The 21,683-nt window shown below is 67.5% G+C and carries 20 protein-coding genes; 6 read left to right on the forward strand and 14 right to left on the reverse strand.

The annotated features are described in order from the left end of the window. Positions 1 to 28: 28 nt before the first annotated feature. The 8 genes from C1927_RS14550 to thrS form a co-directional block, all read right to left on the reverse strand. The gene (locus C1927_RS14550; protein ID WP_005410431.1) at positions 29 to 385 is read right to left on the reverse strand and encodes a MerR family transcriptional regulator; all 357 of its coding nucleotides are present in this window, start codon (positions 383 to 385) and stop codon (positions 29 to 31) included. Further along, positions 366 to 665: an integration host factor subunit alpha gene (locus C1927_RS14555; RefSeq protein WP_005410432.1), complete on the reverse strand. Its 300-nt coding sequence runs from the start codon at positions 663 to 665 to the stop codon at positions 366 to 368. Before C1927_RS14555 ends, C1927_RS14550 begins: the two co-directional genes overlap by 20 nt. 27 nt (positions 666 to 692) lie before the next feature. After that, complete coding sequence (pheT, locus tag C1927_RS14560; protein ID WP_108747857.1) at positions 693 to 3,074, reverse strand: phenylalanine--tRNA ligase subunit beta; 2,382 nt, start codon at positions 3,072 to 3,074, stop codon at positions 693 to 695. A gap of 83 nt (positions 3,075 to 3,157) precedes the next feature. Continuing rightward, entirely contained in the window at positions 3,158 to 4,153 is a 996-nt protein-coding gene (gene pheS / locus C1927_RS14565) for a phenylalanine--tRNA ligase subunit alpha (protein ID WP_108747076.1), read from the reverse strand. A 196-nt stretch (positions 4,154 to 4,349) separates the two neighbouring features. Then, positions 4,350 to 4,709 (reverse strand): 50S ribosomal protein L20, encoded by a 360-nt coding sequence (gene rplT / locus C1927_RS14570; protein WP_005410435.1) that lies wholly within the window; start codon positions 4,707 to 4,709, stop codon positions 4,350 to 4,352. 11 nt (positions 4,710 to 4,720) lie between these two features. After that, on the reverse strand, positions 4,721 to 4,918 hold the full coding sequence (gene rpmI / locus C1927_RS14575; RefSeq protein WP_005410436.1) for a 50S ribosomal protein L35: 198 nt from the start codon (positions 4,916 to 4,918) through the stop codon (positions 4,721 to 4,723). 266 nt (positions 4,919 to 5,184) lie between these two features. Beyond that, on the reverse strand, positions 5,185 to 5,712 hold the full coding sequence (infC, locus tag C1927_RS14580; protein WP_075076340.1) for a translation initiation factor IF-3: 528 nt from the start codon (positions 5,710 to 5,712) through the stop codon (positions 5,185 to 5,187). Between the two features lie 63 nt (positions 5,713 to 5,775). After that, on the reverse strand, positions 5,776 to 7,677 hold the full coding sequence (gene thrS, locus C1927_RS14585; protein ID WP_108747077.1) for a threonine--tRNA ligase: 1,902 nt from the start codon (positions 7,675 to 7,677) through the stop codon (positions 5,776 to 5,778). A 360-nt stretch (positions 7,678 to 8,037) separates the two neighbouring features. Between thrS and C1927_RS14590 the strand changes: the two genes are divergently transcribed. The 4 genes from C1927_RS14590 to C1927_RS14605 are packed head-to-tail and all read left to right on the forward strand — an operon-like array spanning position 8,038 to position 12,328. After that, positions 8,038 to 10,176: a TonB-dependent siderophore receptor gene (locus C1927_RS14590; RefSeq protein ID WP_108747858.1), complete on the forward strand. Its 2,139-nt coding sequence runs from the start codon at positions 8,038 to 8,040 to the stop codon at positions 10,174 to 10,176. Positions 10,177 to 10,183: 7 nt separating this feature from the next. Further along, a complete protein-coding gene (locus C1927_RS14595) occupies positions 10,184 to 10,495 on the forward strand; it encodes a hypothetical protein (RefSeq protein WP_108747078.1) in 312 nt (103 codons plus the stop codon). After that, the gene (locus C1927_RS14600; protein ID WP_108747079.1) at positions 10,495 to 10,758 is read left to right on the forward strand and encodes a hypothetical protein; all 264 of its coding nucleotides are present in this window, start codon (positions 10,495 to 10,497) and stop codon (positions 10,756 to 10,758) included. Before C1927_RS14595 ends, C1927_RS14600 begins: the two co-directional genes overlap by 1 nt. A gap of 10 nt (positions 10,759 to 10,768) precedes the next feature. Then, positions 10,769 to 12,328, forward strand: coding sequence for a PepSY-associated TM helix domain-containing protein (locus C1927_RS14605; protein ID WP_108747080.1), 1,560 nt, complete (start codon positions 10,769 to 10,771; stop codon positions 12,326 to 12,328). Between the two features lie 39 nt (positions 12,329 to 12,367). Here the strand turns inward: C1927_RS14605 and C1927_RS14610 are convergent, their stop codons facing one another. Further along, on the reverse strand, positions 12,368 to 13,552 hold the full coding sequence (locus C1927_RS14610; protein ID WP_108747081.1) for a glycoside hydrolase family 18 protein: 1,185 nt from the start codon (positions 13,550 to 13,552) through the stop codon (positions 12,368 to 12,370). 92 nt (positions 13,553 to 13,644) lie between these two features. Here C1927_RS14610 and C1927_RS14615 point away from each other — a divergent pair, with 92 nt between their 5' ends. Then, entirely contained in the window at positions 13,645 to 14,634 is a 990-nt protein-coding gene (locus C1927_RS14615; RefSeq protein WP_108747082.1) for a hypothetical protein, read from the forward strand. A 107-nt stretch (positions 14,635 to 14,741) separates the two neighbouring features. Beyond that, entirely contained in the window at positions 14,742 to 15,806 is a 1,065-nt protein-coding gene (locus tag C1927_RS14620) for a serine hydrolase (RefSeq protein ID WP_108747083.1), read from the forward strand. On the opposite strand, the gene C1927_RS14625 is transcribed toward C1927_RS14620, so the two are convergent. The 5 genes from C1927_RS14625 to rbfA form a co-directional block, all read right to left on the reverse strand. Continuing rightward, the gene (locus tag C1927_RS14625; protein WP_108747084.1) at positions 15,775 to 17,340 is read right to left on the reverse strand and encodes a winged helix-turn-helix transcriptional regulator; all 1,566 of its coding nucleotides are present in this window, start codon (positions 17,338 to 17,340) and stop codon (positions 15,775 to 15,777) included. The two genes, C1927_RS14620 and C1927_RS14625, sit on opposite strands and share 32 nt — an antisense overlap. Positions 17,341 to 17,512: 172 nt before the next feature. Continuing rightward, on the reverse strand, positions 17,513 to 19,621 hold the full coding sequence (pnp, locus tag C1927_RS14630; RefSeq protein ID WP_108747085.1) for a polyribonucleotide nucleotidyltransferase: 2,109 nt from the start codon (positions 19,619 to 19,621) through the stop codon (positions 17,513 to 17,515). Positions 19,622 to 19,771: 150 nt separating this feature from the next. Next, positions 19,772 to 20,032 carry a 30S ribosomal protein S15 gene (gene rpsO, locus C1927_RS14635; RefSeq protein ID WP_005410445.1) on the reverse strand — a complete coding sequence of 87 codons (261 nt, stop codon included), beginning with the start codon at positions 20,030 to 20,032 and terminating at the stop codon, positions 19,772 to 19,774. A gap of 173 nt (positions 20,033 to 20,205) precedes the next feature. Beyond that, positions 20,206 to 21,114, reverse strand: a complete 909-nt coding sequence (gene truB / locus C1927_RS14640; RefSeq protein WP_108747086.1) for a tRNA pseudouridine(55) synthase TruB — start codon at positions 21,112 to 21,114, stop codon at positions 20,206 to 20,208. 106 nt (positions 21,115 to 21,220) lie between these two features. Continuing rightward, a complete protein-coding gene (gene rbfA, locus C1927_RS14645) occupies positions 21,221 to 21,604 on the reverse strand; it encodes a 30S ribosome-binding factor RbfA (RefSeq protein ID WP_019660575.1) in 384 nt (127 codons plus the stop codon). Positions 21,605 to 21,683 lie beyond the last annotated feature (79 nt).

Genomic DNA, 21,683 nt, shown 5'->3' on the forward strand with positions numbered 1-21,683 from the left:
AGTATAGCGGATTACGCGGGGTTTTGGATCACCGGCGAAGCAATTGCAGCACTTCTTCCAGCTCCATGCGTACCTGCTTGATGATCTGGTTGCTCAGCGCCGATTCCTCGCGCGCATCCGGACCATCCAGGCGCAGGCGCGCGCCGCCGATGGTGTAACCCTGCTCGTACAGCAGGCTGCGGATCTGCCGCACCATCAGCACGTCGTGGCGCTGGTAGTAGCGGCGGTTGCCACGGCGCTTGGCCGGCTCAAGGCTGGGAAACTCGGTTTCCCAGTAGCGCAGCACGTGCGGCTTGACGTCGCACAGCTCGCTTACCTCACCAATGGTGAAGTAGCGCTTGGCCGGGATCGGCGGTAGTTCGCGGTTACTGCCCGGATCCAGCATAAGCTTCCACCCTCTCCTTGAGCTTCTGGCCCGGACGGAAGGTGACCACCGTACGGGCGGAAATCGGAATTTCCTCGCCGGTCTTGGGGTTGCGACCCGGGCGCTGGTTCTTGCGCCGCAGGTCGAAATTACCGAAGCCGGACAGCTTCACCTGACGTCCCTGTTCCAACGCTTCACGCAGCACATCGAAGAACGCGTCGACGAATTCCTTGGCTTCCCGCTTGTTCAGACCGACTTCGTCGAACAGCTTTTCCGCCATCTCCGCCTTGGTCAATGCCATTGCCTGCTACCCCTGAGTGCTTCCCGCTCAGCCGCGGATCCGGGCGTGGTGTTCACGCTCGATCGCAGTGACCGCCTCGGCCACCACCGCTTCCACGTCGCGGTCCGTCAGAGTGCGCGACTTGTCCTGCAAAATCAAGCCCATAGCGAGACTCTTGAACCCAGGCTCGACACCCTGGCCGACGTAACGGTCGAACAGGTTCAGCTCGCGCAGCAGCGGGCCAGCGGCCTGCCGGATGGTCGCTGCCAGGTCGCTCCAGGCCACCTGTTCAGGCACCAGGAACGCCAGGTCGCGGCGCACCGCCGGGAAGCGCGACAGCTCGCCGGCACGCGGCAGCGCACGGGCGGACAGTGCCTCCAGGTCCAGTTCGAAGGCGTAGACGTCAGCCTCGATGTCCATGGCCTTGGCCAGGCGCGGATGGATCTGGCCGATCCAGCCGATCACCACGCCATCGCGGTACACCTCGGCCGAACGGGCCGGGTGGCCGAAGGCACGGGTGGACGGGCGGAATTCAAGCACGGCACCGCTGGCGGCGGCCAACGATTCCAGGTCGCCCTTCAGGTCATGGAAATCGACCTTGCGGGTCGGCAGGCCCCACTGCACGGACTGCGCATCGCCACAGATGGCGGCCGCCACGCGCGGGGTTTCCAGGGGTGCCGGCTGGCCTTCGCCAGCCTGCTGGGCGAACACCCGGCCCACTTCGAACAGGCGCACGCGGGCCAGCTGGCGGGCGGCATTGCGGCCCAGGGTGGCGACCAGGCCCGGCAGCAGCGCCGGGCGCATCACCGCCAGCTCGGCCGACAGCGGGTTGGCCAGCGGCACCAGGTTGTCGCGCAGCTGCCACTGGGTCAGCAGCGCATCATCGACGAAGGCGAAATTCAGGGTTTCCTGCAGATCGCGGGCGATCAGCTGGCGGCGCACGCTGAGCACGTCCAGCTGGGTCTCGGTCGGCATCGCCACGCGCGCCGCGCCACCCGGCAGGGTGGTCGGGATCTGCTCGTAGCCGTGGATGCGCGCCAGTTCCTCGATCAGGTCTTCTTCGATGGCGATATCGAAGCGACGGCTCGGCGCGGTCACCTGCCAGCCTTCGCCGGCCGCGGTCACGCCCATGCCCAGCGCGCGCAGGATGCGCTCGACCTCGGCGTCTTCAATGGTGATGCCCAGCACGCGGGTGATGCGGGCACGACGCAGGATGATCGTCGCCGGCGGCGGCAGATCGGCCTCACGCACGGCCTCGGTGACCGGCGCCGGGGTACCGCCGGCCAGGTCCAGCACCAGGCGGGTGGCGTATTCGATGGCGGTACGCGGCAGCGCCGGATCAACACCACGCTCGAAGCGATGGCCGGCATCGGTGTGCAGGCCCAGCTTGCGGCCACGGCCCATGATGGCGGCCGGCGCGAAGTGCGCAGCCTCCAGGAACACGGCGGTGGTGTCGTCGGTGACGCGGGTATCGAAGCCGCCCATCAGGCCGGCCAGGCCGACGGCACGGTCGGCGTCGGTCACCACCAGGAAGCTGTCGTCCAGCACCGCATCGCGGCCGTCCAGCAGCTTGATCGCTTCGCCGGCACGCGAACGGCGCACGGCGATGCTGCCCTGCAGGGTGCCCAGGTCATAGGCGTGCATCGGCTGGCCCAGTTCCAGCATCACGTACTGGGTGATGTCGACCAGCAGCGACACCGGGCGCACGCCGCTGCGGCGCAGGCGCTCGGCCATCCACAGCGGGGTCTTGGCGGCGGCGTTGACGCCCTCGATGACACGGCCCAGGTAACGCGGCGCTTCGGCGCCGGCGTCGAGCTGGATGGACAGCTCGCGGCTGCCGACCGCCGCAATGGCGTCGGCGGCGAAATCCAGCACTTCGCTGCGGGTGGCCGCGGCCACGTCGTAGGCGATGCCGCGCACGCTGAAGCAATCGGCGCGGTTGGGGGTCAGCTTGATTTCGATGCTGGCGTCGGGCAGGCCGAGGTACTCGACCAGGGCCTGGCCGACCGGCGCATCATCAGGCAGCTCCAGCAGGCCCGAGGCATCGGTGTCCAGGCCCAGTTCCTTGGCCGAGCACAGCATGCCGTTGGATTCGACGCCGCGCAGCTTGGCCGGCTTGATCTTCAGATCGCCGATCTGCGCGCCGACCATGGCCAGCGGCGCGACCAGGCCCGGGCGCGCGTTGGGCGCACCGCAGACGATCTGCAGCAGTTCGCCCTGCCCTGCATCAACCTTGCACACCTGCAGGCGGTCGGCTTCGGGATGGCGCACGGCCTCGACGATGCGTGCCACGACCACGTGCTGCAGGCCGTTGCCGAGCGCGGTCACTTCTTCCACTTCCAGGCCGATGGCGGTGAGCACCGCGCTCAGTTCATCGCGCGTGGCGGAGGTCGGGACGTGGCTGCGCAGCCAGTTTTCGGAGAATTTCATGGTGTCACCCTGGTGGGCCCGGCGCATGCGCCTGGGCCTGCGTTGTTGAGTCCGCCGGGCATGGCCCGACGCTACCTGGTCCGTTACGCGAACTGCTTCAGGAACCGCACGTCGTTCTCGAAGAACGCGCGCAGGTCGTTGACGCCGTAACGCAGCATCGCGAAGCGCTCCACGCCCAGCCCGAAGGCGAAGCCGGTGTAGCGTTCCGGATCGATGCCGACGTTGCGCAGCACGTTCGGGTGGACCATGCCGCAGCCGAGCACTTCCAGCCAGCGGGTGCTGCCGTCGGGCTGCTGCCAGGCGATGTCCACTTCCGCGCCGGGTTCGACGAACGGGAAGTAGCTGGGGCGGAAGCGCATTTCGAAATCGCGCTCGAAGAAGGCACGCACGAACTCGGCCAGCGTGCCCTTCAGGTCGGCGAAGGTGGAATGCTCATCCACCAGCAGGCCTTCGACCTGGTGGAACATCGGCGAATGGGTCTGGTCGCTGTCGCTGCGGTACACCTTGCCGGCAGCGATCATGCGCAGCGGCGGCTGGTGCTCGCCCATGTAGCGCACCTGCACACCGGAGGTATGCGTGCGCAGCAGGCGGCCGTCGCCGAAGTAGAAGGTGTCGTGCATGGCACGCGCCGGGTGGTGCGGCGGGAAGTTCAGCGCTTCGAAGTTGTGCCAGTCGTCCTCGATCTCCGGACCCTCGGACAGCTCGTAGCCCAACCGGCCGAAGATGCCGGTGATGCGTTCCAGGGTGCGGGTGATGGGGTGCAGGCCGGCACGGTCGCCGTTGCGGCCCGGCAGGGTGATGTCGATCGCTTCGGCGGCCAGGCGCGCATCCAGTGCGGCGTTTTCCAGCACGGCCTTGCGCTCGCCCAGCGCGCTGGACAGCGCGTCACGGGCCTGGTTGATGGCTTCACCGGCGGCCTTGCGCTCGTCGGCCGGCAGGGCGCCGAGCTGCTTGAGCTGGGCGGTGATGCTGCCGCTCTTGCCGAGCAGGGCCACGCGCAGCTGTTCCAGCACGTCGGGGCTCTGTGCGGCGGCCACATCGGCCAGCGCCTGAGTGGTGAGGGATTGGATGTCGCTCATGGGGGGCCGGAACTCCAGTCGGTCTGCCATCGCGATGCGCGAAGGGCCGACCCCTGTCGCCACCGCCGGTCCCCGCACCGCGCGCCTGCGGCGTTGCCGGGACCCAAAAAAGAATGGGGAAGGACTTGCGCCCTTCCCCATGCATTGCCTCTACCTGACACCGTTCCCGTTGAACGGCAACGGCATCGGGAAGGACTTATGCCGCCAGTGCGCCCTTGGCCTTTTCGGCCAGTGCAGCAAAACCAGCTGCGTCGTGCACGGCGATATCAGCCAGGACCTTGCGGTCCAGGGTGATGCCGGCCTTCAGCAGGCCGTTCATGAAGCGGCTGTAGCTCAGGCCGTTGATGCGGGCAGCCGCATTGATACGGGTGATCCACAGCGAACGGAAGTTGCGCTTCTTCTGCTTACGGCCGATGTAGGCGTACTGCTGTGCCTTGATGACCGCCTGCTTGGCGACGCGGAAGACCTTGCGACGGGCATTGTAGTAGCCCTTCGCCAGATCAAGGATTTTCTTGTGGCGGCGACGCGCCTGTACGCCACGCTTAACTCGTGCCATTTTTCAGTTCCTCAGAGGTAAGGGAGCATGCGGTCCAGACGGCCTGCGTCTTCTGCACGGACATGGCCCGTCTGACGCAGATTACGCTTACGCTTGGTCGCTTTCTTCGTGAGGATGTGGCTACGGTTGGCGTGGCCGCACTTGTACTTGCCCGAGGCGGTCTTGCGGAAACGCTTGGCCGCTGCCCGGTTGGTCTTGATCTTGGGCATTGCAATGTCCTTGATGGGATATGACCCTGGTTTCTGACTGATCTGGCGGCGGCCTGGGCCGCTCTTTCCGTCCTGCCATGATCGGCGTACGACCCGTCCTGGGTGGGTCGAGCCGGGCATGATACAGGCAAAACCGCCCTGCCACCAGCCCCTGCGACCCTTTCCGGCATGAATTACCGTGTTACCGCAAAAGCAAAGGGACGCCCGTGGCGTCCCTTTACCCTGAACCATTCAGCCAGGCGCCCCGGAAGGCGGCCCGTCAGGCCTCAGGTCTTCTTCTTCGGCGCGATCATCATGACCATCTGACGCCCTTCCAGGCGCGGACGGGATTCGATGACGATGTCCTCGCCCAGATCGGTCTCGATCCGGTTGGCCATCTCGCGACCCAGTTCCTGGTGGCTCATTTCACGGCCACGGAAGCGGATGTTGACCTTGATCTTGTCGCCTTCCTCAAGGAAACCGCGCATCTTGCGCAGCTTGATCTGGTAGTCGCCCTCGTCCGTGACCGGACGGAACTTCACTTCCTTGATCTCGACCTGCTTGGTCTTCTTCTTGGCCTCGCTGGCCTTCTTCTGCGCTTCGAACTTGAACTTGCCGAAATCCATGATCTTGCAGACCGGCGGATCGGCCTGCGGCTGGATTTCAACCAGGTCCAGGCCTTCATCTTCGGCCATGGACAGCGCTTCGTCGCGCGACAACACGCCGATCATTTCTCCGTCACTGCCGATCACGCGGACGCGCGGCACACGGATTTCCTGATTCTTGCGGTTCTGTTTGTTGTCAGGGGTGCTGATATTACGTTCTCCCAAGGGTATCGAACCGGTCCGGGTGCCTGTGCGCCCGGACCGGACCTTTGCTTACGCGCCCTCGGCCTGGAGCCGCTCGATGAAGGCCTGCAGGCTCATGCTGCCCAGGTCTTCGCCAGAACGCGTACGCACCGCCACAGCTCCATTTTCCTTCTCGCGGTCACCGATGACCAGCAGGTAAGGCACGCGCTGCAACGTATGCTCGCGGATTTTATAGCCGATCTTCTCGTTACGCAAATCCGAGCTGACGCGGAAGCCTTGCTCCGCAAGGGTCTTGGTCACGCTGGAGACGTATTCAGCCTGAGCGTCGGTGATGTTGGCCACCACCACCTGGGTCGGCGCCAGCCAGGCCGGGAACTGGCCGGCGTGGTGCTCGATCAGGATGCCGAGGAAGCGCTCCATCGAACCGACGATGGCCCGGTGCAGCATGACCGGATGCTTCTTCTGGCTGTTTTCGTCCACGTACTCGGCGCCCAGGCGGCCCGGCATCATGAAGTCGACCTGCATGGTGCCCAGCTGCCAGGTACGGCCGATGGCGTCCTTCAGGTGGTACTCGATCTTCGGGCCGTAGAAGGCGCCCTCGCCCGGCAGCTCCTGCCATTCCACGCCACAGCTGGACAGCGCCGAGCGCAGCGCGCCTTCGGCCTTGTCCCAGGTCGCGTCGTCACCCAGGCGCGATTCCGGGCGCAGGGCGATCTTCACCTGGATCTCGTCGAAGCCGAAGTGCTGGTAAACCGCCAGCGCCTGCTGGTGGAACGCGGTCACTTCCGCCTCGACCTGGTCTTCGGTGCAGAACACATGGCCATCGTCCTGGGTGAAGCCACGCACGCGCAGGATGCCGTGCAGCGCGCCGGACGGCTCGTTGCGGTGGCAGGCACCAAACTCGCCGTAGCGGATCGGCAGGTCGCGGTAGCTGTGCAGGCCCTGGTTGAACACCTGCACGTGGCCCGGGCAGTTCATCGGCTTGAGCGCGTAGGTACGCTTCTCGGACTCGGTGAAGAACATCGCGTCCTGGTAGTTGTCCCAGTGGCCCGATTTCTGCCACAGCGACACGTCCAGGATCTGCGGGCAGCGCACTTCGCCGTAGCCGGTGCTGCGGTAGACCTTGCGCATGTACTGCTCGACCACCTGCCACAGCGCCCAGCCCTTGGGGTGCCAGAACACCAGGCCCGGGGCTTCTTCCTGCAGGTGGAACAGGTCCTGCTGCTTGCCGATGCGGCGGTGGTCGCGCATTTCGGCTTCCTCGATGCGCTTGATGTACGCATCGAGCTGCTTCTTGTCGGCCCACGCGGTGCCGTAGATGCGCTGCAGCTGTTCGTTCTGCGCATCGCCACGCCAGTACGCGCCGGAAATGCGGGTCAGCTTGAAGGCCTTCAGGAAGCGCGTGTTCGGCACGTGCGGGCCGCGGCACATGTCCACGTATTCCTGGTGGTAGTACATGCCCATCGCCTGGATGTCGTCGGACATGTCCTCGATCAGGCGCAGCTTGTAGTCCTCGCCACGGGCCTTGAAGATCTCGAACACTTCAGCGCGCGGCGTCACCTTCTTGATGACGTCGTAATCCTGGGCGATCAGCTCGCCCATGCGCTTCTCGATGGCGGCCATGTCTTCCGGCGTGAACGGACGCTCGGAATAGATGTCGTAGTAGAAGCCTTCGGCGATGACCGGACCGATCACCATCTTCACGTCGGGGTACAGCTGCTTGACGGCGTGGCCGACCAGGTGGGCGCAGGAGTGGCGGATGATTTCCACGCCCTCCTCGTCCTTGGCGGTGATGATGCGCAGGCGGGCATCGTGGTCGATGACGTCGCTGGCATCGACCAGCACGCCATCGACCGAACCGGCGATGGTGGCCTTGGCCAGGCCGGCGCCGATCGACTGGGCGACGTCCATGACGCTGACGGGGTTTTCGAATTCGCGGCGGCTGCCGTCGGGAAGGGTGATATTGATCATCGCAATGGCTTCGTGCGGGGCCCGCTCGAGCGGGCTGGAAAGCGTTCCGGGCGGTGCCCGGGCAATAAAAAAGCGCCGCGAGGGCGCCTGGAACACAGGGCCTTCGGGGGCAGGTCAGCGGTGGGCGGTGGTAGTGCTCATGTCGCACGCTCGGCCGGCGCTGGGCGCGGGCCACCTTGTTCCAGTCAGGGTTCTGCGTCGATCTTAAACCAGCGCGCGGCAAAGCCCAAGCCAGCCGGGCCAATGCCGTGCCAGGGCGGCTGAATGGCGGCCGCTGGCGGGGCCAGATGGCAATGATTACCATACGCAGGCGTTTCTCACTTGCGTGTGGCGCGCCCCTTCCCGGCCCTGGATCCGCCCATGTCTCCGCAGTCGTTGCCGGTTCGTGCCGGCCTGTTCCGTGCCCCGCTGTCCACCCTGGCGCTTGCGCTGGCCGCAGCCCTGTCCGGCGCGCTTCCCACCCTGGCCCAGGCCGATGAAGCGCGCACGCTGGACACCGTGCAGGTGACCGCCCCCATCGCCACCGAAAGCGGCAGCGCGACCAAGACCGACACCCCGCTGCGCGAGATTCCGCAGTCGATCTCGGTCATCACCGACCGGCAGATGCGCGACCGTGGCATCCACGGCGTGGAGGAAGCGGTGTGGTACACCGCTGGCGCCCAGGGCGGCCAGTACGGCGAGGACACCCGCAGCGACTGGCTGCTGGTGCGCGGCTTCAAGCCGGCCCGTTACCTTGACGGCCTGGCCACGGTGGAAGGCACCTGGACCGGCGAATCGCGCATCGAGCCGTATGGCCTGGAGCGCATCGACGTGCTGAAGGGCCCGGCCTCGGTCAACTACGGCGCGATGCCGCCGGGCGGCCTGGTCAATTTCGTCAGCAAGCGCCCGAGCGCCAACCCGCTGCAGGAGGTGGAACTGCAGGTCGGCAACTACGGCCTGAAGCAGGCCGCCTTCGACATCGGCGGCGCGCTCAACGACAGCGGCAGCGTCCTGTACCGCCTGGTCGGCCTGGCCCGCAACAGCGACAACGTCATCGACCAGGTCCATGACGACCGCTACTACCTCGCCCCGTCCATCACCTGGACCCCGGACGAGGCCAATTCGCTGACCGTGCTGGCCCGCTACCAGAAGAACGACACGGTCGAGACGGGCGGCTTCCTGCCCTACCAGGGCACGGTGGTGCCCGGTGTCAACGGCCGCTACATCTCCCGCCACTTCTTCAGCGGCGAGCCGGGGGTGAACGACTACACCAAGGAAGCCGCGTCGCTGGGCTATGAGTTCCGCCACGATTTCGGCGACGGCACCGTGTTCAACCAGAACGTGCGCTACAGCTGGGCCGAAGTGGATGCCAGCCACGGCAGTCTGGGCCTGTTCGGCCTGGCCGCGCCGGACAGCACCGAGCTGGTGCGCTACTACTACCCGCGCATGGACACCTCCGAGAGCGTGGCCATCGACAACAACCTGACGTTCCGCTTCCACAGCGGCCGCGTCGAGCACACCGTGCTGGCCGGGCTGGACTACCGCCGCGCGCGTGACGACTACGCCTCGGCGTTCCTGTTCGGCGCGCCCGGCATCGATGCCTACAACCCGGTGTACGGCGCGCCGGTGCAGGTGCCCGACTACACCTCGCGGCAGGTGCAGACGCAGGGCACGCTGGGCCTGTACCTGCAGGACCAGATCCGCATCGACCGCTGGCTGGTGACCCTGGCCGGCCGCCAGGACTGGGTCGGCACCGATACCGAACAGCGCATCGGCGGCACCGGCACCGCCCACCAGAGCGATGACCAGTTCTCCGGCCGGGTCGGCGTGAACTACCTGTTCGACAACGGCGTCAGCCCCTACGTCAGCTGGTCGCAGTCGTTCCAGACCACCATCGGCACCGATTTCGAAGGCCGCGCCTTCGTGCCGACCACCGGCGAGCAGTTCGAGGCGGGCGTGAAGTACCAGCCCGAAGGTGGCCGCCTGCTGCTGACCGCCGCTGCCTACCAGATCGAACAGGACAACACGCTCACCGTCGACCCGCAGCACACCCTGTTCTCGATCCAGCAGGGCCAGACCCGCGTGCGCGGCGCCGAGCTGGAAGGCCGCTGGAACATCGGCCAGGGCCTGAGCGTGTATGGCAGCTACACCCGCCTGGACGCCAAGGTCCGCCGCAGCACCGATGCCGCCTCGCTGGGCAAGCGGGTGGCGCTGGTGCCGAAGGAGAGCGCCTCGCTCGGCGCCGACTACACCTTCACCGCCGGCGCGCTGAGCGGCTTCGGCTTCGGTGCAGGCGTGCGCTACAACGGTGGCATCTACGGCGACATCTACAACGACTGGTACACCCCGTCGTTCACCCTGATCGACGCCAGCGTGCACTACGACCGTGGCCCGTGGCGCCTGCAGGTGAACGCCGCCAACGCGGCCGACAAGAAGTACGTGTCGGCCTGCAACAGCGCGACGTGGTGCTACTACGGCTACCCGCGCACCGTCACCGCCAGCCTGCGTTACCAGTGGTGAGCCGACGATGATCACCGTGGGCCTGTCCACGCTGGGCTTCTGCAGCCTGGCCATGCTGTCGGCGATGTTTTCCGCCCTGGCGTTCTACGCGGCATCGCCGCACTGCCGCTGGCCACGCCTGCGCCGTGCCGGCCGCCTGGGCCGGCAGATCGGCATGGTCGCGGCGGTCGCCTCGCTGTGGCTGTGGATGGCCGAACTGGGCGTTGCCGCCGGCCTGGTGGCGATGCTGTGCACCTGGATGCTGGTGGCCCTGCTGCTGCCGGCACTGGCAGCCTGGCACCGCCCGGCCACGGACCTCCCTGGCAGAGGCCCGCGCTGATGTGGACGCGCGCCCTGTCGGGCATCTTCGCTGGCTTCTTCCTTGCCGCCGCTGCCACCGGCCTGCTGACCTGGCTGCCGCCGGGGCCGTGGCCGAGCGCGGTGGTGCCGGCCCTGATCGCTTTCGTCCCGCTGTGGATGCTGGCGGCGCTGTGGGCCTTCAGTTTCCGCACGGTGGCGCGCGCCTGGCTGGTGCCCGCCGCCTGTGCCGCCGGCGGCTTCGCCGCGCTGTGGCTGCTGCGCCTGAGCGGCGCGGTGCAATGAGAACGACCGCATGAAATTCAGTTCGCAGACCCTGCGTACCTTCACCACCCTGCACACCTGGGTCGGCCTGGTGGCCGGCTTCGGCCTGTTCGTGGCGTTCTATGCCGGTGCCCTCACCCTGTTCCACCACGACCTGCCGATGTGGCAGACGCCGGGCGCGGCCAGCGTGCTGCCGTCCGGGCTGGATGATGCGCAGTACCTGCTGGACGACGTGCTGGCCAAGCACCCGGAGGCGCGCCGCCATGTCGGCATGACCTTCCCCGGCGCCGAGCACCCGCAGCCGCTGGCCTACTGGCAAGGGGCCGACGGCGGCTGGCGCTATGCCTGGCCCGGTCAGACCGGCGGCAGCCCGACGCCGCCGCAGGCCGGCCTGGCCGAGCTGGTCAACGAGCTGCACTACAGCCTGGGCCTGCCGGTGGCCGGCATCTACGTGATGGGCATCGTCAGCCTGCTGTACGGCATGGCCCTGCTCAGCGGCGTGGTCATCCACCTGCCCAAGCTGCTGGGTGACCTGTTCGCGCTGCGCCCGGGCCGCAACCTCAAGCAGATGTGGCAGGACGCGCACAACGTGATCGGCGTGCTCAGCCTGCCGTTCCACCTGATGTTCGCGGTGACCGGCGCCCTGCTCTGCCTGGTGTTCATTCAGATCGCCCTGCTCAACCCGCTCATCTTCGAAGGCAAGGCCATGCAGGTGGTGCCGGCGGCGATGGACACCGCGCCGGTGCGCGAGGCCGCGGGCGTGCCGGCCGCACCGGGCAGCCTGCGCGAGCTGCACGCACGCGCCCTGGAAGTGGCGCGCGCACAGGGCGTTGCCGATTTCGAACCGGCCTACCTGAAGCTGGCCAATGGCGCAGATGCCAACGCCACCATCGAGATCACCGGCGAATCCAGCGGCACCCTCGGCCCGCTCGGCTCGGTCGCACTGGATGTGGCCAGTGGCCGCGTGCTGGCCAGCCAGCTGCCCGGCCATCGCGATGCCAACCACGCCACGCTCAGCGCGGCGTACGCCCTGCACTTCGGCGAGTTCGGCAACGGCGTGGTGGTCTGGCTGTACTTCCTGCTGGGGCTGGGCGGCGCCTTCCTGTTCTACTCGGGCAACCTGCTGTGGATCGAATCGCGGCGCAAGCGCCGGCAGCCGCAGCAGCCGCGTTCGGGAGTGAACATGGCGCGGGCGACGGTGGGCGTGTGCATCGGCCTGTGCGTGGCGATTTCGGTGGCGTTCGTCACCGCGCTGGTGCTCGAACGGGTGGCCCCGGCCGCGGTGGACCACGGCATCCGCTGGGCCTGCTTCGGCACCTGGGCGGCGTGCGCGCTGTGGGCGGCCCTGCGCCGGCCGGCGCAGGCCGCGCGTGAACTGCTGTGGGCCGCAGCCATCAGCACCGCCCTGGTGCCGGTGATGCATGGCGCACTCAACGGCGACTGGCCGTGGCTGGCCGCCGCGCGCGGGCTGTGGCCGCTGTTCTGGATCGACGTGGTGGCGCTGGCGATGGCGTTCGGCTTTGCGCGGCTGGCGGTGGCCAGCCAGCGCCGTGCCCGTGATGGCGACCCCAACAGCGTGTGGGCCAATTGAGGCACCCGCCGGGCATGGCCCGGCGCTACCAGTCCGGGGTCAATCGCCGACGCGGGCCTTGTGCCACGGTGCCAGCATGGCGTTGAGCAGGCTGGCCTGTTCGTCATCGCCGGTCAGCTCCCACATGAACACGCCGGCCAGGCCCTGCTCGCGGGCGAACTGCGCGCGCAGGCCGATGGAACGCGGGTCTTCGTAGCTGATGAAGATCTTCTCGGCCGCGTTGTACAGCCAGGGGCTCTGCGCCTGCGGCTGCCAGTGTTTCGTCCAGCCCGGCTGGTCCAGGTAACGGGCCTTGATCACCCGCCAGTCGCCGGCATCGGCCGGTGCGCTGTAGGCCTGGTACACCCCATCAGGCGCCTCGCCGGTCACCTTGAAGCCACGCCCGTAGAACGGCACGCCCAGCACCAGCTTGTCGGCCGGCACGCCATGGTCGCGGTAGTACTGCACCGCACCGGCCACGTTGTTCCAGCGCCGCAGCTCCGGCGCCAGCGGGTCGGCCGCCACTTCATGCAGCGGCGCGTTGAAGGTGGACACCGCCGAGAAGCCGGTGCCCATGTCGTAGCTCATCAGGTTGATGAAATCGAGCACATTGGCCAGCGCCGGCAGGTCATAGCTGGCGGCCGGATCATACGGGCCATCGGTCTGCAGGCGGCCGGCTGCGAGGGCGGCGGTCAGCAGCATCGGCTGGCCAAGCTTGCGGCCGCGCGCATCCAGCGCCACGCGGAACGCCTGCGCGAGCCGGGTCATGTTCGCGCGGTCCTGCGGGCGATGGGCCAGCTCCTTCGGGCCGCCACTGACCGGGAATTCCCAGTCGATGTCCACGCCATCGAAGCTGCCCGCGTACTGGTCGAAGAACAGCGCCATGCACGAATCGACCAGGCGCTTGCGGCTGGCCTCGGTCAGCGCGGCATCGGAAAAGCCACCGGCGCCCCAGCCGCCGATGGAGATCAGCGTGCGCAGGTGCGGGTGCGCCTTCTTCAGCTCGGCCAGCGCGGCGAAGTTGTCCGCCGCTTCGGCGCCGACCGTGCAGCGCCCTGCGTCGATGGTGGAGAACGCATAGAACAGGTGGGTGAGGCGATCGGCTGGAATACGCGACACCGGGTAGCGCTCGGCCGAACCACCGGGGTAGTAGGCACCGTAGATCGGCGGCTGCGCCGCGTGGCTGGCGACAGGAACGGCGGCGGCGATCAGCAGGGCAAGCCCGGCCAAGGTCTGGCGCAACATGGAAACTCCCGGTAGGTAGAGACGAGCGTGCTCGACTCTACACGGATCCGGCATCGGCTAAGGTAGCCGCGGATCTTCAATCGCACACGGACATGAGCACAGACGACAACGCCTCCCACGATGACACCCAGGATGCACTGCAGGCCCTGGAGGCACGCGCCTATGCGGCGTTCGACGATGGCGAACTGGCGCAGGCCGCGGACCTGTTCGGCGAGCTGATCGGCCATGCGCCGGAGATCCCCTACCTGCATTACATGCGCGGGCTGGCGCACAAGTACCTGCGCAACTGGCCTGCTTCGCTGCAGGACAACCTGCGTTCGGCGCAGGTGCGCGGGGACTTCGACGAGGCCACGGCCTGGAATGCCGGCATCGCTGCTTCGGCCGTGGGTGACTGGGCCGAGGCACGGCGGCAGTGGACGCACTGTGGCATCACCCTGCCCGAGGGTGAGGGGGCGATCACAGGCGACTTCGGCGTGGCCTGCGTGCGCCTGGCACCCTGGGCCGATGCCGAGGTGGTGTACATGAGCCGCATCGACCCGGTGCGCGCGCGCATCGACAACGTGCCTCTGCCCGAAAGCGGCTTCCGCTTCGGCGACATCGTGCTGCATGACGGTGCCTGCACGGGCCTGCGCACCTACCGCGACATCGAGGTGCCGGTGTTCAACGCGATGCAGCGCCTGCAGGCATCGGACATGGCGACCTTCACCGTGTTCGTGCAGTGCGACGGCCCCGAGGACGTCGCAGCCCTGGAGGCCATGACCCTGCCCGGCATCGGCACGGTCGAGGATTGGACCGCCACCGTGCGCCGGCTGTGCCGCCGCTGCAGCTACGGCACGCCGCACCGGCATGACGACGACGCCGGCAACGATGATGGCGGTGGTTGGGCACGCGAGCGTGATCTGGGCATTGCCGCCCAGGGCCGGGCCGCGGTGGAAAAGCTGCTGGCCACCTGGACCGCTGCGGCACCGGGGCGCGTGCTGCAGGCCATCGAGCAGCGCGAGCATCCGCTGAGTGATCCGGCGCCGGGCCAGGTGTGGTGGCTGGGCGAGGAAGAAGAGGATGAGCGCGTCAACCAAGGTTGACACCCACACGCCTTGTGGCACAGGGGCTTCAGCATTCTTCAGGCAGGTTTCCAGCACTTCAGGCGCCACGCAGGTTCAATCGGGCTCCCCTTTGATGGAGCCCGACGATGCGTTCGACCCTGCCTGCCCTGGCCCTGCTCTGCGCCGTATTCGCCCTGCCCTTCGCGGCCCGCGCCACGCCACCTGACCCAGCCCGCCTGCAGGCCCTGCAGCAGGCCATCGCCACCGACGAACTGAAGCAGATCCGCAGCGTGCTGCTGCAGGTGGATGGCAAGGTGGTCTACGAGGGCTATTTCAACGGCGCCGATGCGCAGACCCTGCACGACGTGCGCTCGGCCAGCAAGGGCGTGACAGCGCTGCTGGTCGGTGCCGCCATCGGCGATGGCACGCTGCCCGGCGTGCAGGCCCGGGTGTACGACTACTTCCCGGCCTTCACTGCCCGGCACGCCATCGATTCGCGCCTGCGCGGCACGACCGTGCAGGACCTGCTGACCATGAGCAGCCTCTGGGAATGCGATGACGAGAACCCGTTCTCGGCCGGCCACGAGGAGCGCATGTACGTGCGCGAGCGCTGGCTGGACTTCGCCCTGGCCCTGCCGGTGAAGGGCTTCGCGCCGTGGATGCAGCGCCCGGAGGACAGCCCGCATGGCCGCGCATTCGCGTACTGCACCGCCAGCCCGTTCGTGCTGGGCGCCGTGCTGGAACAGGCCAGTGGCCAACCGCTGGCCGAGTACGCCGCACGGGTCCTGGAGCGGCCGCTGGGCATCACCCGCAGCCAGTGGAACCGCTCGCCGGAGGGCATCGGCATGGGCGGCGGCGGCACGCGCTACCGCACGCAGGACCTCGCGCGGTTCGGCCAGCTGGTGCTGGACGGTGGCCGCTGGCAGGGCCGCCAGCTCGTGCCCAGGGACTACATCGAGGCGATGGTGCAGGCGCAGGCAACCACCTCCGACGGCAGCGACTACGGCTACCAGTGGTGGGGCCTGAAGCTGGACGTGCAGGGTTCGCCGCGTACGGTCTGGGCGATGTCCGGCAACGGCGGCAACTACGTCTTCGTGCTGCCCGAGCAGCGCGTGGTGGCGGTAGTCACCAGCCAGGCGTTCAACCGCAACTTCGCCCACCCGCAGTCGCGGCGCATCCTCACCGAGTTCCTGCTGCCGGCGCTGCGCTGAGCGCGGCCAGGTCATCCGGCCGCCACGGTGCCGCCAGCACCAGCGCACGCTGGCGCGCAATGTCGGTGTCGAGGCGATCCAGCAGCGCAGGCCACCCCGGGGCGTTGTGCAGGGGCACGAACAGGGGCGTCACGCGCAGCCATGCCACGTCGCGGAAGCCATCGTCGACGGCCTGATGCAGCGCTGCCACGGCGTCTGTGTGGCGCCCGCCGGCCTGCAGCAGCAGCGCCCGTTCCAGCGCCGCGTCCGGCCAGCCGTCGCCGGCGTTGGCGGCGCGCTGCTGCAGCCGCTCACCGAGCCACATCGCCCGTGAGGGTGGCACGCCATGCAGGTCCGCCAGGGTCTGGCCGAGCGACTGCTGGGGCCGAAGCTGGCGGCCACGCTCGAACGCCGCGGCGGCCGCCGCCGGGTCGCCGGCCAGCAGTGCCAGCTCGCCCTGCAGGCGCAGCAGTTGTGGATGCGGCGTGCCGCGCGCGAGCGCCTCGTCCAGCGCCTGCCTGGCCTGCTCCGGCGCGCCGGCCACATACAGGCTGCGCGGCCAGGCGATATTGGAAAACACGTTGTCCGGGTACAGTTGGAAGTTGCGCGCATGGCGCTGCGCGGCGGCCTGGGTGAAGCCAAGCAATTCCAGTTCGCGCGCGACCTGCACGTCACGGAAGCGGACGCGCTCTGGCGCCTTCAGCGACAGGTTCCCGCGCAACGCCGTGACCAGCTCGCCACGCTCCTGCTGCAGGTAGGCCAGCGATGCGCGGCTGCGTTCGTCGGCGGGGTCCAGCTCGATGGCGCGCGAGTAGCCCGCGATGGCCTGCCGCATGTCGCCCAGGCAATCCTGCGCGTAGCCCCACAGGGCGTGCGCGGCAGCATCATCCGGCGCGCGCTGGCGCTCCTGGTCGGCCAAGCGCAGTGCTTCTTCCATCTGCGCGGGCGTGCCGTTGAACAGGCACCCCTGCGCGGACAGCGCCCGTGACAGGCCACGGCGGGCCGGTACGGATTCGGGATCGGCCTGCAAGGCCTGCCGGTACAGGCTGATCGCCCGTTCGTTGTTGCTGGCCTGGCCGATGCCGGCGTAATAGTCGGCGCGTTGCAGCACCGGCTGCGCGGCCCCCTGCGGTACTGGCCGTGGCCACAGCACGAATACGACCGCGGCCACGGCCACTGCCGCGGCAGCCGTGGCTGTCCAGGCGGCCTTCCGGTCCCATCCTGATCGCGCGGGCGGTGCGCTGACCGCGACCGGTTGCGCGCAGAGCTGGTAACCGCGACCGCGCACGGAACGGATGTAACGCGGGTGCCGGCTGTCATCACCAAGGGCCTGGCGCAGCAGCTTGACCCGCTGGCTGACCGCGTCTTCGCCGACCACCGCCGGTGCCCAGACCTCGGCGGCCAGGGTATCGAAATCCACGACGTCGGTACCGTGGGCCAGCAGCACGTCCAGCAGGATCCAGGTCATGCCGCTTATCGGCAGCGGTTCGCCAGCGCGGCTGACCCGTCGGGCCGGGCGATCGATGTCCAGGTCCAGCAGGCGAAGGGTGTCCATGGGCGAAGCATAGCGTTACGGCTGCGCCGGAAGACAGGCAAAGAAAAAGCGGGCCGAAGCCCGCTTTTTCATTTCAGCGAAGGTGTGAGGACCAACGGTCCTCACCTACCGACCTCTGCGCGAAGGTGTGAGGACCAACGGTCCTCACCTACCGTCATCGACCAGAGGTCGATTACTCGGCGCTGGCGCCTTCGCCTTCTTCCACGGCCTTCATCGACAGGCGGATACGGCCCTGCTTGTCGACTTCCAGGACCTTGACCTTGACCACATCGCCTTCCTTCAGCACGTCGCCGACCTTCTCGACGCGGTCGCTGGAGATCTGCGACACGTGGACCAGACCGTCCTTGCCCGGCAGGATCGTGACGAACGCACCGAAGTCCATGATCTTGGCGACCTTGCCTTCGTAGATGCGGCCCGGCTCGACGTCCGAGGTGATCTGCTCGATGCGGGCCTTGGCGGCCTGGGCAGCGATGGCGTTGACCGAAGCGATGACGATGGTGCCGTCATCCTGGATGTCGATCTGGGTGCCGGTTTCCTTGGTGATGGCCTGGATGGTCGAGCCACCCTTGCCGATCACTTCGCGGATCTTGTCCGGGTGGATCTTGATGGTCAGCAGGCGCGGCGCGTAGTCCGACAGCTCTTCACGCGGAGCGGTCAGGCCGTGGGCCATTTCGCCCAGGATGTGCAGACGGCCAGCCTTGGCCTGCTGCAGAGCCTGCTTCATGATCTCTTCGGTGATGCCTTCGATCTTGATGTCCATCTGCAGGGCGGAGATGCCCTCAGCGGTACCGGCAACCTTGAAGTCCATGTCGCCCAGGTGATCTTCGTCACCCAGGATGTCGGACAGGACGACGAAGCGATCGCCTTCCTTGACCAGGCCCATGGCGATACCGGCAACCGGTGCCTTCACCGGCACGCCGGCGTCCATCAGGGCCAGCGACGAACCGCAGACCGAGGCCATCGACGAGGAGCCGTTCGACTCGGTGATTTCCGAGACGACGCGGATGGTGTACGGGAAGGATTCCAGCGACGGCATCACAGCCAGCACGCCGCGCTTGGCAAGGCGACCGTGGCCGATTTCGCGGCGCTTCGGGCCCATCATGCGGCCGGTCTCACCCACCGAGTACGGGGGGAAGTTGTAGTGGAACAGGAAGTTTTCCTTGTACTCACCGGAGACGGCATCGATGACCTGGCCATCACGGGCGGTGCCCAGGGTGATGGTCACGATGGCCTGCGTTTCACCGCGGGTGAACAGCGAGGAACCGTGGGTACGCGGCAGGATGCCGGTCTGCACGGCGATCGGGCGGACGGTGTCCAGCTGACGGCCGTCGATGCGGACCTTGGTGTCCAGCACCGAGTTGCGCATGGTGCTGTATTCCAGCTCGCCGAATTCCTTCGACAGCTCGGCCGGGTTCCAGCCCTCAGCGGCCACGCGGCCAGCCAGGGTTTCAACCACGTCCTTCTTGATCGCCGAGATGGCGTCACGGCGCTGCAGCTTGTCGCGCACCTGGAAGGCTTCGCCCAGGCGCGGGCCGATGGCTTCCTGCAGGGCGCTGATCAGCGCGTCGTTCTTGGCCGGGGCCACCCAGGTCGACGGCTTGGTGCCGGCTTCCACGGTCAGCTCGTTGATCGCGTTGATGACCTTCTGCATTTCGCGGTGACCGAAGGTCACGGCGCCCAGCATCACGTCTTCGGACAGCAGCGCGGCTTCGGATTCAACCATCAGCACGGCGTTGGCGGTACCGGCAACGACCAGTTCCAGCTCCGAATCCTTCAGTTCCGACACGGTCGGGTTGAGGATGTACTCACCGTTCTTGTAGCCGACCTTGGCGGCGGCGATCGGACCCTTGAACGGGGTACCGGCCAGCGACAGGGCAGCCGAGGCACCGATCAGCGCCGGGATGTCACCGTCGATTTCCGGGTTCAGCGACATCACCGTGGCGATGATCTGGACTTCGTTCTTGTAGTCTTCCGGGAACAGCGGACGGATCGGACGGTCGATCAGACGCGAGATCAGGGTTTCCTTCTCGGTCGCGCGGCCTTCGCGCTTGAAGAAGCCACCCGGGATACGGCCACCTGCGTAGAACTTCTCCTGATAGTCACAGGTCAGGGGGAAGAAATCCTGGCCTTCGCGCGCGCTCTTGGCGGCAACGGCGGAGACCAGCAGCACGGTGTCGTCGAACTTGACGATGACGGCGCCACCGGCCTGACGGGCGATTTCGCCGGTTTCAAGCGTGACGGTGTGCTTGCCGTACTGGAAGGTTTTGGTGATTTTTGCCACGGAGGGTGTCCTTGGGGATGCTGTCTGCGAATTTGGACCGTCGGCGACCCATGCCGCCTGCGGGTGACCGGATCGTTCCGGTCTGAATCGGTATTTCGGTGCTACAAAACAAAACCGCGGCGCATCGCTGCGCCGCGGGGGATTCTTTGCTTAGCGACGCAGGCCAAGCTTTTCGATCAGGGCCTTGTAACGCTCGACGTCCTTCTTCTTCAGGTAGTCGAGCAGGCTGCGACGGCGGTTGACCATCTGCAGCAGGCCGCGGCGGCTGTGGTGGTCCTTCTTGTGGGTCTTGAAGTGGCCGGTCAGCAGTTCGATGCGGGCGGTCAGCAGGGCAACCTGGACTTCCGGGGAGCCGGTGTCAGCCGAGCTGCGCTTGTTGTCTTCAATGACCTTCTGGGTGTCGATCGACATTTTCTTTTTCTCTGTGATGCGTGGCCGGCAGGAACGCGCTTCGCGCACCGCCAGGCTCGCCGTGGACTACGAGGATGAAACCTGCGCGAGGCAGGTTGCCGGAAAACGGCCGCGAAATTGTAACGGTCAGGGGCTCCGGGAACAAGGACCGGGGCTGAACCGCCCTCCCCCTGTCAGAGGTTGAACCGGCGCTGCGGGGCCAGCAGGCCACTGTCGTCGACCTGGCCCAGGCCCTGGACAGCATCGTCCGGACCGTACACGGCCACCAGGCCGCGCGGCCACGACGGGTCGCGCTGGCGCTGGCCGACACAGAAGCGATGGGCCTGTTCAGCGTCGAGGTCGACGCGCGGGTATTCGGCCAGGCCGGCAGCCAGCGGCAGCAGCAGTGCGTCCATGCCGGCTTCGTCGCCGGCCTCGACCATCGCCCGCAGCTGGTCCAGGGTGACCATGGCCGGGGCATGGAACGGCTCGACCCACAGCCTGCGCAGCGCGCTGATGTGGGCGCCGCAGCCCAGCGCCTCGCCGAGGTCGCGGGCCAGGCTGCGGATGTAGGTGCCCGAACCACAGGTCACCCGCAGGCGCAGGCGATCGGCCTGCTGCTCGAGCACCTCGATGGCCTGCACGTGCACCTCGCGCTCGGGCGCCTCGATGGCTTCACCGCGGCGGGCCTTCACATACAGCGGCTCACCGCCCTGCTTCAGCGCCGAATAGATCGGTGCCCGCTGCAGGATGCGGCCGGTCAGCGGCGCCAGGGCGACCTGCAGGGCCTCGGCACTGATGGCCGGCACCGGGCGCTGCAGCAGCACCTGGCCTTCGGAATCATCGGTATCGGTGGTCTGGCCGAGCTGGATCTCGGCGTCGTAGGCCTTGGCCGAACCCAGCAGCAGGCCGGCGATCTTGGTCGCCTCGCCGAAGCAGAGCGGCAGCAGGCCGGTGGCCAGCGGGTCAAGGCTGCCGGTATGGCCGCCCTTTTCGGCACGGAACAGGCGGCGGGCCACCTGCAGGGCGGCGTTGGAGCTCATGCCGGTCGACTTGTCGAGCAGCAGGATGCCATCCAGGCGGCGGAACTGAATTCGGGTCATGACAGATACGGGTAGCGCCGGGCCATGCCCGGCGAGCGCGAAGCGCGGCCAGCGTCCGGCCTCGCACGGTCAGAATGGAAAACGCCGGGCATCACCCGGCGCAAGCTTATTCTTCGTCGCTCTCGCGACGCTTCTCCGCGGCCAGCGTATCGGGCAGGTCGCGCAGGAGGTTGTCGATGTGCTCACCACGGTCGACCGAGTCGTCGTAGTGGAAATGCAGCTCGGGCACGTGGCGCAGCTTCATCGCGCGGGCCAGGTCCATGCGCAGGCGGTAGCCCAGCTCCTTCAGGCCGGCCACGGCTTCGGCCGAACGTTCCGGCATCAGCGCGGTGACGAACACCTTGGCATGGGCCATGTCGCGGGTGATTTCCACGTCGGACACGCTCACCGAGGGCAACCCGTGCTCGCGCACGGCGTTGTGCACCAGGGTGCCGAGTTCACGGCGCAGCTGGGCGGAGACACGGTCGGTTCGATGGAAAGTCTTGGGCACGAGAGGCTCTTGGTTCAGTTGTCGCCCGACCAACGGTCGGGCGCTACTCTTGATTCAATGGCCGCCCGACCAACGGTCG

Source organism: Stenotrophomonas sp. ZAC14D1_NAIMI4_1, assembly GCF_003086775.1.
GTDB lineage: Bacteria > Pseudomonadota > Gammaproteobacteria > Xanthomonadales > Xanthomonadaceae > Stenotrophomonas.